At 51.9% G+C, this 9,100-nt stretch carries 7 protein-coding genes and 2 pseudogenes; 3 read left to right on the top strand and 6 right to left on the bottom strand.

Features of this window, described 5'->3' with window-relative positions; translation table 11 throughout:
• Together BOW52_RS15435 and BOW52_RS17545 are read left to right on the top strand one after the other, a co-directional pair.
• Positions 1-107, top strand: a 107-nt coding sequence (locus tag BOW52_RS15435; RefSeq protein ID WP_135622521.1) for an IS3 family transposase, incomplete at its 5' end; no start/stop codon positions are given.
• A 411-nt stretch (positions 108-518) separates the two neighbouring features.
• Positions 519-827 (top strand): annotated as a pseudogene (locus tag BOW52_RS17545) (transposase); the annotation flags it as partial.
• Between the two features lie 228 nt (positions 828-1,055).
• On the opposite strand, the gene BOW52_RS15425 reads toward BOW52_RS17545, so the two are convergent.
• The 6 genes from BOW52_RS15425 to BOW52_RS15400 form a co-directional block, all read right to left on the bottom strand.
• On the bottom strand, positions 1,056-2,420 hold the full coding sequence (locus tag BOW52_RS15425) for a GldG family protein (RefSeq protein ID WP_078484975.1): 1,365 nt from the start codon (positions 2,418-2,420) through the stop codon (positions 1,056-1,058).
• A 12-nt stretch (positions 2,421-2,432) separates the two neighbouring features.
• Positions 2,433-3,188, bottom strand: a complete 756-nt coding sequence (locus BOW52_RS15420) for an ABC transporter permease subunit (RefSeq protein ID WP_078484974.1) — start codon at positions 3,186-3,188, stop codon at positions 2,433-2,435.
• Entirely contained in the window at positions 3,185-4,132 is a 948-nt protein-coding gene (locus BOW52_RS15415) for an ABC transporter ATP-binding protein (protein WP_078484973.1), read from the bottom strand. Before BOW52_RS15415 ends, BOW52_RS15420 begins: the two co-directional genes overlap by 4 nt.
• Before the next feature lie 427 nt (positions 4,133-4,559).
• The gene (locus BOW52_RS15410) at positions 4,560-5,033 is read right to left on the bottom strand and encodes a helix-turn-helix domain-containing protein (protein ID WP_236725778.1); all 474 of its coding nucleotides are present in this window, start codon (positions 5,031-5,033) and stop codon (positions 4,560-4,562) included.
• A gap of 319 nt (positions 5,034-5,352) precedes the next feature.
• Entirely contained in the window at positions 5,353-6,138 is a 786-nt protein-coding gene (locus BOW52_RS15405; protein ID WP_078484971.1) for a DUF2799 domain-containing protein, read from the bottom strand.
• A gap of 293 nt (positions 6,139-6,431) precedes the next feature.
• Positions 6,432-8,006: a hypothetical protein gene (locus BOW52_RS15400; RefSeq protein ID WP_078484970.1), complete on the bottom strand. Its 1,575-nt coding sequence runs from the start codon at positions 8,004-8,006 to the stop codon at positions 6,432-6,434.
• 303 nt (positions 8,007-8,309) lie between these two features.
• Between BOW52_RS15400 and BOW52_RS15395 the strand changes: the two are divergent.
• A pseudogene (locus BOW52_RS15395) lies at positions 8,310-9,002 on the top strand (hydantoinase/oxoprolinase N-terminal domain-containing protein); the annotation flags it as partial.
• Positions 9,003-9,100: the final 98 nt, after the last annotated feature.

Here is a 9,100-nt window from a genome sequence, read left to right as displayed (position 1 = left end):
AGCAGAGTCTGTTTGAATACATCGAAGTCTTTTATAACAGACGCAGGCGTCACTCGTACTTGGGGTATGTAAGTCCTGCAGAATACGAGGCAAAGTGTGTCTCTTAATTAATTCATCCGTTAAACCGGGGGAGCCTCAACTGATCAATGCAATGGGTAACTAATAATATGGTGTTTTTATGCATAAAATTATCTCGTAAGATAGGTTTTTACGCACAGCTTACCTGGGCGCTGCTATATTCGTAGATGCTTGTTTTGGGTGTCTCAGCTCAAGGTGGCTCCAGAAAACATTGATTCTCAGAAGTAAGATGTTTCCAATATATTGATAGTCAGGTGAATCCACAATGAAAAAGTACCGTTACAGCGATTCCCAAATCATTGGCATCCTTTCGGGGAGTCGCTTCTTCGTCGTTCGCTCGCGCTCTCAACTACGAATATGCAGACGGCGTCGACTATCGCGGACTAACCGCCTTCGCTTCGCTATCCATAGCGGTCAGCGAAGGAAGTAGAAAATGCTGTCCGGTCGCCGAGTTATGCCGAAAACATGGTATGAGTGATGCGGGTATTTACAACTGACGTTCCAAATATGGTGGCATTGCTTTTTCATGATGAAGCGCGTGAAAGAGCTGGAGACAGAGAGCCGGCGACTGAAGTATATGTATGCCGAAGAACGCTTGAAGGCTGAGGTCGTCCAGGAGGTGTCGAAAAAAAGTGGTAAAGCCATCTCGGCGCAAGGAGATGGCACAACAAGCAGTGCTAGAGAGAAAGGTATTGATCCGTCTGGCTTGTGAGTCGTTCGGGATCAGCGAGACCTGCTATCGCTACCAGTACGCAAGAAACAGTAATCAAAGGTTATGGAGTTACAATAATGAGCGTTGTCATTCGGTACTGGGTGGAATTACACCCGTTCAGAAGTTGAATCAGGCGACATAATCCCTACTTATGAGGAGCATTATTAATGGGGAGATTACCATGCCCTATATTGAGGCTGCAGAGAGAGCTACACATGCCTGGGAGCAATATCGTACGGGCGATAATTGGATTGTTTGTTAGTACTTATCGCTTACGGCGCTTAATCCAGATAACTAAACCAGCACTCAATATCCCAACCGGCACCAGAAACAAGAAACCAAAGCCAATCAACGCCATCGCGGTGTTCGACAGTTCGAGTGTGGTGTCGGACGCGGTGCGGCTGCGGATGGTGATCAGCGCGTCGTCGTGGCTTAGCCACTCGACCATGGCGAGGCCGAGGTCGAGGTTGCCGCCGTTGCCGAGGTAGCTGTTGCTGAGGAAGTCGCCGTCGCCGATGACGATGGCGCGTTGGTTGGTGGTTTCGCCGTTGGTGGTCTCTCCCTCCATGGTGCGGGTCAGTGCAAGGGCGAGGTTGAAGGGGCCTTCGCGTTCGCCATCCTCTGCGTTCATGGCGATGGCGCCAGAAATCTCACTGGTCTCATTCCAGGTGCCGGTGAGGGTGGTGATGAGCGGTTTGCCCTGCCAATCGTTGGTCTCTTCGAACTCCAGTGCCACGCTCTGCGGATAGAGGGTCAGGGCGGTGAAGTTGCTGGTGACGGCGTGGAAGGGGTAGTCGGGTACGACCACGATGGCTGGGTTGTAGATGCCGAGTTTGCTGCTGTTGGTGTCGACCAGGGTGCCGGGTAGTTTGGTGATGCCGAGTGAGTTGATAAGCTCCTCAAGCCCCGACTCGCTGCCAGGTTCGGTGAGCCAGAGCAGGTTGCCGCCGCGCTGCAGGTAACCTTCGATCAGTGCGACCTCGCCCTCCAGCAGTGCCAGCTGAGGGCTGGCGATTACCAGTAGTTCAGTGTTACCGGGGATGGTGCCGACCTTGGCGAGGTTGAGTGGTTGCAGCTTAAAGCCCTTGCGCTCCAGCTCACTGCCGAAGCTGCCCAGCGCGTGGTTCGCCTCGCTGCGCAGGTCGCGCTCACCATGCCCCTCAAGATAGGCGATCCAGCGATCGCCGCTGCGGCTCAGGCGACGTAGGGCGTTGGTTACATTCTGTTCATTAATTGCCTGCAGCTGTTCGCTACGCCCCTGATAGTGGATCAGCAGTGCGCCGTTGCCGAGGTTGAGCTCGCGCATGCGTTGCGGATTGAGGTCGGGGTTGATGAAGCTGATTTCGATATCGCCCTTGGAGCGCTGGTAGCGGTCGATGAAGCTTTCGATCTGGCGACGCAGCTCCCCCTCTTCACGCACAAATGCCTCGATCTTCACGGGGGCATTGAGAGTGGCGAGCAGATCGCTGCTCGTCTCGGAGAGGGAGTTGCGGCCGCTGTGGGTCCAGTCCGCTTCGAAGCTGTAGTGGGTGCTGAGCCAGGCGATCAGTCCGACCGCGGTGAGAAACAGCGCGATGAAGAGGTAGTGGTTGAAGCGTGCCATGCGCCGTGTCGTGGTGGTCTGTTTCATTCTGATTCCCTGCTATGGCTGCAGCCGCTCGGCATCGAGGCAGCGGATGCTGAGCACCAGAAAGGTGGTGATGAAGAGCAGATAGTAGACGATGTCGCTGCTGTTGAAGACACCCTTGAGCAGTGATTCGTGGTGGCGTAGTAGTGAGAGGTAGCTGAAGACGTTACCTACCTCGTCGCCGCTATTACCGGAGAGGTCGATGATCCAGAGCAACAACAGCAGACCGAAGCTGCTGATGCCGGCGACGGTCGGTTGCTGGGTAAGGGTCGACATGAAGAGCCCGGCGGCGGTGAAGGCGGCGGTGAGCAGTAGCAGACCGAGCAGCGCCGAGGCGAACAGCCCGAAGTCGAGCGTGCCGCCGCTGAGCAGTGAGAGCGGCATCAGCGCGGTGAGGGTGAGCATCAGCAGCAGGAAGGCGAGCAGGCCGAGGTACTTGCCGAGGATGATCTCGCTCATAGAGATCGGTGCCGAGAGCAGGAGTGTGAGGGTGCGGTTGCGCCGCTCCTCGCTGACCAGACGCATGGTCAGTAGCGGGGTGACCAGTAGCAGCACGATCGCGGCGGAGCTGAAGAGTGGGGCGACGATCAGCTCGGCGACGCCGGGTGCGCCGTGCAGGGTGGCAAGCCGTGGCTGCGCCTCAATGATGTAGTAGTCGACCATGCCGAGAAAGAGCCAGGCGAGGATGAACTGCACCACCGCGAGGATGGTCCAGGCGAGCGGTGAGAGGAACAGCGAGCGCAGCTCACGGGCGGCGATAGTGAGGATCATGCGGCGGGCTCCTCGCCGGTCGCGCCGGTGGTCAGCTCGACAAAGATCTGCTCTAGCGACTTGCGGTGCGGAGTCAGCGCCAGTACGCCCCAGCCGTTCACGACTGCCGCCTCGGCAACGGCCCCGGCTGGATTGGTCTCTGGTGAGTGTCGCAGTTCGATATAACCCGCATCCGATCGCTCGGCCGATTCAATACCCGGCAGCGCGGTGAGCATCTCGAGTGGCGGCGGATTGCTCAGCTTGAGCCGTAGCACCGGCTCGCTGAGGCGTGCATCGAGCCCATCCATGGTGTCGCTGAAAAGCAGTTTTCCCTGGTGGATGATCTGCACCCGCGAGCAGGTTGCCTGCACCTCGGGAAGGATGTGGGTGGAGAGGATTACGCCGTGCTCGTTGCCGAGTTCCCTGATCAGCTGGCGGATCTCGCGAATCTGGATCGGATCGAGGCCAACGGTCGGCTCATCGAGAATCACCACCGCCGGATTGTGGATGATCGCCTGGGCGATGCCGACGCGCTGCTGGTACCCCTTGGAGAGGTTGCCGATCAGGCGGCTGCCGACATCAACAAGGCCGCAACGCGTCTTGGCGCGATTGATTGCAGTCTCAATCTCGACTCGTGCAATGCGGTTGAGTTTGGCGCAATAGCGCAGATACTCATCGACGGTCAGTTCGCGATAGAGCGGTGGCTGCTCCGGCAGATAACCGAGTTCGGCCTTGGCGCGCTTCGGCTCGCTCAGCAGGTCGATGCCATTGATGGTGACGCCGCCGGCGCTCGGAGCGATGTTGCCGGTGATCATCTGCATGGTGGTCGACTTGCCCGCACCGTTGGGGCCTAGAAAGCCGAGCACCTCACCGCGCTTCACCTTGAAGCTGAGGTCATCGATAGCGCAGTTGTCGTCGTAGAAGTATGTAAGGCTTTCTACGCTGATCAGGATTTTTCCGTTCATACACTAAGCTGATCTGAAATCGGTTCTGATCATGAGGTTGGTGATTTTTCTGTTGAGGGGCATTAAGCTGTGGTGCGTGCGTGCGTGGCTGACCGCCTTGAAGATCAAAGCGATGGGGATTAGCTCCCGATAGTTGACGCCGTCTGCATATTCGTAGTTGAGAGCGAGCGCGAGGGACGTAGAAGATGCAGCAGCGGCTTTATGTCGACGTAGAGTCATCGGGGGAATTGTGTAGAGTCGAGAAGCGTACGATTACGCAATGTATGCAGGACGGTCGGGGCGCCGCAGGCATAAACGGTCGCGTTAAGTCTTTTGCCGCTTGCTTGGGCTTGGATGCCCAAAACAAGCTTTCGCAAAAATAGCGACTCCGCAGGCTTGTATTTAGATATGCGCATTAGGAAGTACCAAAGCATTACTTGATGGGGTTTTATTTGTCGCTTTTTTTTTCTTCGAGTTTTTTTAATATTTTAAACGTGATAGCAGACACTAGTTGTTGGCTTTCTAGTAGACCGAGAGCATCGCCCAACTGAAAAGGTATGGTCGTATCATTGTTGTTTTCATTATTTTCAGAAAATGTGCTATCGTGATCACTTGAAGGTTGATGTTTTCTGAAAGAAAGTGAGGCTGCCTCTTTCCCCCAAAAATCAGAGTCAGCTCCATTACCGCCTTTTCTTTCAGCGCGCATACGTTCCGCAGCGACTATTATTTCGTACGGCCCTATATCATCAAGTAGGTTCGCCAGTGCGACGCAGTGTCGAGTTGAAAAAGAGCCTTTTTTGGCTCTCGCCGAGGCAATATACTGCGACTTAACACCGAGCAGTTCAGCAACCGCCTTGTCAGACCCATATTTCTTTTTAGCTTTCTCTAGTATTGAGATGAAACAGTTCTCCTCCTCAAACATATTCACACACATCCTCTATAAAACACTTCACACACATCTTCTATTAATGAATCTCCCTAACACTGTAGAAAGAAAAAAATTAAAACATACATCGTACATATTGTAGGTAAATTAAATAACCCCCTATATGTTTAAAAGCGCACACTTTTATTATGTTAAATACATGCCTACATACTAGGCGAAAGTGGTATGCTTTTGCAACACTTATGTATGGTGTTTATGAATTCAACCGCGCGTTACTGATACACAAGTGACATATGTATTGGGCGCCCTAAATACAGGGTGCTCCCATACATAAGACTATTGATCAGCTTGGCTCTCATCCAGCACCGGACATGTCGGTTAGCGGCGGGAGCCGTGTAATGGCGGTTAGATTTTCATGTGTTTGCCGCAGTATTTTCTCCATTTTTAAAAATATCTTAATGGTATCCATCTCAATATCTGGTGAAGGAGTTCTAGACTCAAGGTCAGCGGATGCTTGTTTTATATGATGTAAGATATGCTGCACATTGTCTGTAATGTGACTTGTTCTGAATGCGTTGTAGGGGATGAAGTGCTCTTTGTGTGTTACAGGCGAAAAATATTTGCCAAAGCTGGCTGCTACAGCCAGTTTGACATTGATGTCTACCAAGCCGCGCTCTATGGCCTCTATTTTGCGAATTAATTTGTCTCTCGACCAAGTAGGCTTTGTTGTATTAGCCAACCTTTCGTTAATGTTTATTAACTGAAATAAGAGTGATTTCATGCTTAAATTTATCGCGGACAATCTGCCGGCATAATGAGCGATGGTTATCTTTGATTCTGATGATGGGCAAATGTCTGGATTAAAGTTTCTTCCAATGTATCCGTATTGATAGGCTAGCTCTGTTGTGCAGTATTCCAAGAGGCCTGCTTGATAACCTGCGTCGAACCCAGGGCTATCAATTTTCGAACCAAAAGACGAGCATTCATCCATGTCGTCTTTACCTTGTTCGCGTTCCATTCCTGAAAATGCTGCGCTCCGTCCTTTATCCAGCCAGTTGGTTGCGTCGCATTTCTCCTTTGTCAATGGAGTGCTGCATCCTTGAGCGAATAGGCATAAGAATATGATTAGTTCTTTCGACATGTTGTTCTCCTGGTGCCGCCATGGTGGCACACCTATTTTCTTTGGTTAGTATGCAAACACTCTGTAATTTGTCTGCACAAATGGTCTTAATCTTCTTTTTGGTTACTTGTGGGTGTTGCATCTCTCGCTATGTATGCATGACCGGTGTTCGAGTCTCTGTCGTGAGGATACGCATGCAGTATCAGTTGAGGCGTTAAACCGTAGCTATCAAGTGCTGGTGTGCAGGAGGTACGGCTTATAGGAGGCCAGCCGCCCTCGCTTCCAATGCGGTTAGCGGGCGGCGTGCCTCGTTTTCAGTGGGCGGCTATTTTAATGGCGATCATGTCGATCACGTCATTTAGGTCTTCTGATTTGAGTAGTTTGAATACGTGGGTTCGAACGGCTTCGTATCTATCGGGTTTGCCGCAATTTTTTAGAGCCAGTAGAATATGAGAAATATCTAATGCTAGAGAGTCCTTGAATAAGGTTTCTAAATTGAGAATATTTCTTTCCCGATACTGCGCGAAGTCAAATACTTCGAGGCTTACTTGAACGGTTGTCGCTCTTTCTCGGTTCCTGCCATTGTTCAGCGTTATTTGGATATCGTTAATGCCGAGCGCAGATAGCATATTTAGATGTGATGTCATGTCATCGTAATATCTATCTTCATCTCTACCTGAGTGCTTGAGATCTGATGTCACCTCAGCTAAAGATTTATCTATAGTTAGGGACTCGACATGCGATATCAATTTATTGATGGATTCATATGGATATCTAGACGTGAGGAAGAATTCCACTTCTTCGAAAAACGCTTCTGAATCTCTCTGTTTATCTATGAACTCGAACTCGAGAATCGATATCACTTTATCGATGCGTGAGTTTTCACCATCATTTATTGACTTGAGAGTCGATATCACGTTATTGAAACGTTCCTCTGTACTTGAATCTTTGTATTCGTCTGAGTCCTCAAGCTCGTTGGGTTCGACTTGAATATTGACTTGCTCTTCTCGATTACCATGTTCTTTGAGAGCAAGGAGGATGCGGTGTATGTCCAAATTCAATAAAAACGCTTCCATCGCAACGTCGTCATATGCCTTGTCGTGCGCCTCGATTGGTTCTGCTAGGTCTTTCTGAATGGTTTTAGTCTTGAGTGTTGCGCTGTCGCGCAGCGTGATTTGAAAGCTGGATATTCCAGCGTCATATAACTCCGTAGATATGGTGTTTACACGGGTGTTTGAATTGCTGTCATCAAGGCTGGGGATAAAATCTAGTATGTCCTTGTGGCTCCAGCTCTTAGTGGATGCCTCAGAATATAGATCGTTCTCGGTTTCAATGATGCTCTTGTGTTTATCTAACCGCTCTTCAACTGTTATTTTTAGGTCCTGTGTGTCACCAAGGTAGTTGTCGCACAGGTCCCAGGCGCCCTCATCAACCAGATGAGGGAATGCATGCTCGAAGCACTGTTTGGCTAGTCCATGAAAGTTGTTATCGATGACTCTGAAGTTATCGACGACTTCATTTGAGCTGCCCTGGTGCTCGCAAATAGATACGAAGTCATGGAATCGCTCTGGTTCCATTTCAGATTTGGCGAGTTCGAACGATTCTTTCTTTTTGTTCTCCAAGCTGTCGCGTGCTGGTGGGTACGCATCGGCTAGATCGGACCAGTATCCAAGGTTGAATGAGAGGCGTACCCCGTAGTAGCCCTCGTCAATTTCGAGTGCGTGATCAAAAAAGTTCTCATAATTAACCAGTGCCTTCTTATAGTTACCGGCGTAATGTGCGTCTAGTCCTACGTCAAGCAGATCTTGGGTGTGGTTCGTGTCGTTCTCATTGTCACCGACGAAAGTTGCGTCTAGTACTACGTCATGAGGATCTTTGGTGTGGTTCATTGTGTTTCTCCGATGTATTGTGAGTAAGCGCCTAACCCCAGTGCCTTTGTTTGGCTGATGGGTGGCGGGCCGCCATCGCAACAAGTGCGCACATGTGACGAGCGGCAACAAGCTTGTGTGTAAACAATAAAACACGCATCGGATGGTGGCATTGATGTTGATCAATTGTGGTAAGCAAGCGAACGAATGTTCTGGTGAGTGGTGATGTCGTTTAAAGGAGAGTGTAATGATTGTATTTCGGTGCGTTTGGTTGCGTGCATGCATTGAACAATCGGATGTTTCTTGTTTATGGAGTGAGACTTGATGCTGCTCGGCGTCGATACCGGGGGCACCTTCACCGACTTTGTCGTCGATGTGGGTGGAGAGCTGCGGGTCCACAAGGTGCTCTCCACGCCCGATGCCCCGGAGCGGGCGATCCTGCAGGGGATCGATGAGCTGGGGCTCGACCGCGCACAGCTGCGGGTGGTGCACGGCTCGACGGTGGCGACCAATGCACTGCTGGAGGGGAAGGGGGTGCGCACCCTCTTTATTACCAATCGTGGGCTGCGAGATCTGCTCACCATTGGTCGTCAGGCGCGGCGCGAACTCTATAACCTGCAGCCCGATCCGGTGACGCCGCCAGTGCCAAGAGAGTTCTGCCTGGAGACCGGCGGACGGCTTAATGCTGAGGGTGAGATGATCGAGCCGCTCACCGAGGCCGACCTTGCCGAGCTACAGCAGGCCGTCGCGGAGCTCGAGCCGCAGTCGGTGGCGATCAATCTGCTCTTCTCCTTTCTCGATGACAGCGGTGAGCGTGCTATTGAGGCGGCGCTGCCCGAAACGCTGTTTGTCGCTCGCTCCTCCGAGGTGTTGCCGGAGTATCGAGAGTATGAGCGCGGTATCGCCACCTGGCTCAACGCCTATGTCGGGCCGCTGGTCGAGAGCTATCTGGGGCGTCTCGAGCAGGGCGTTTCACCGGCGCCGCTGTCGGTAATGCAGAGTTCGGGCGATACCATCGACCGCTGACCGCCATGGATAGCGAAGCGAAGGCGGTTAGTCCGCGATAGTCGACGCCGTCTGCCTATTCGTAGTTGAGAGCGCGAGCGAACGACGAA

It is taken from the genome of Solemya pervernicosa gill symbiont, from assembly GCF_002020875.1.
In the GTDB taxonomy this organism is placed as follows: Bacteria; Pseudomonadota; Gammaproteobacteria.
Note: the sequence above shows the minus strand (reverse complement) of the source record. Positions and strands in the feature narration are given on the sequence as shown.

Coding starts and splice junctions, on each gene's coding strand:
- BOW52_RS15410 (WP_236725778.1), bottom strand. CDS start 5,033: ATGTTTGAGGAGGAGAACTGTTTCATCTCAATACTAGAGAAAGCTAAA.
- BOW52_RS15415 (WP_078484973.1), bottom strand. CDS start 4,132: ATGAACGGAAAAATCCTGATCAGCGTAGAAAGCCTTACATACTTCTAC.
- BOW52_RS15425 (WP_078484975.1), bottom strand. CDS start 2,420: ATGAAACAGACCACCACGACACGGCGCATGGCACGCTTCAACCACTAC.
- BOW52_RS15400 (WP_078484970.1), bottom strand. CDS start 8,006: ATGAACCACACCAAAGATCCTCATGACGTAGTACTAGACGCAACTTTC.
- BOW52_RS15405 (WP_078484971.1), bottom strand. CDS start 6,138: ATGTCGAAAGAACTAATCATATTCTTATGCCTATTCGCTCAAGGATGC.
- BOW52_RS15420 (WP_078484974.1), bottom strand. CDS start 3,188: ATGATCCTCACTATCGCCGCCCGTGAGCTGCGCTCGCTGTTCCTCTCA.